At 38.9% G+C, this 874-nt stretch carries 1 protein-coding gene; it reads right to left on the reverse strand.

Features of this window, described 5'->3' with window-relative positions; translation table 11 throughout:
* Positions 1–18: 18 nt before the first annotated feature.
* Positions 19–795: an IS5 family transposase gene (locus ACRBG0_RS27530; protein ID WP_431490043.1), complete on the reverse strand. Its 777-nt coding sequence runs from the start codon at positions 793–795 to the stop codon at positions 19–21.
* Positions 796–874 lie beyond the last annotated feature (79 nt).

Genomic DNA, 874 nt, shown 5'->3' on the forward strand with positions numbered 1-874 from the left:
AGAGCTTGTTGGGAAATTTTATAACGCAGAATAATCTATTCTCCAAAGAATCATTGAAATATTAGCTAATAACACAAAAGCTCTAGCACTTTGTATCGTTTTTTCATAGTCAATGACTACACGGCGGAAGAAATTTAGCCAAGCAAAGCTTCTTTCTACTATCCAACGCTTGGCCTCTAAGATAAAACCTTTGGTACCATCTGGCCGATGAGGAATTTTAAATTCCATACCACAATCCTCTACGGCATCAGCAAACGTACCACGATAGGTTTTATCCGCCATGATCGTTTCTAAGCGATCACCGAAGTCAAGACATCGGTTTAATAGGTTACATCCTTGAGGACTGTCGTGCAGATTAGCCGAATGAATATGGCAATCATATATTCGACCTAGGATGTCAACTAGAATATGACGCTTTCTACCATTCACTTTTTTATTGCCATCGAGCCCTCTTTCTATGTGGCAAGTTGGCATTAGCTTGATACTTTGCGAGTCTACTAAACCTAAGCTGGGCAAGGGCTCTCTACCTTTTTGTAAACGTTCCAGTTGATTTAATGCCAAATTGATTTCGTAGATCGTACCCTCTTTATCCCATTTTTTAAAATAGTAGTAAACCGCTTGCCAATCAGGAAAATTGGTTTGCTCTAAACATCTCCATTGCAGGCCACTTCTGGTTACAAACAGTATAGCATTAAAGACATCTCTCAAATCTATTTTCCGCTTTCTTTGCCAGTTGATAAATTGTTTGATAACTTTCCACTGGTCATCAGTGAGCCGCTCATATTTGGGTTGCATATCTTGAAGTTTTGGTCGACCTAAAGATACGCTGATGACCATTTACTTAGACCAAATAAAATTTCCCAACAAGCTCTTA

The organism is Lewinella sp. (assembly GCF_050633125.1).
Classification (GTDB): Bacteria; Bacteroidota; Bacteroidia; order Chitinophagales; family Saprospiraceae; genus Lewinella.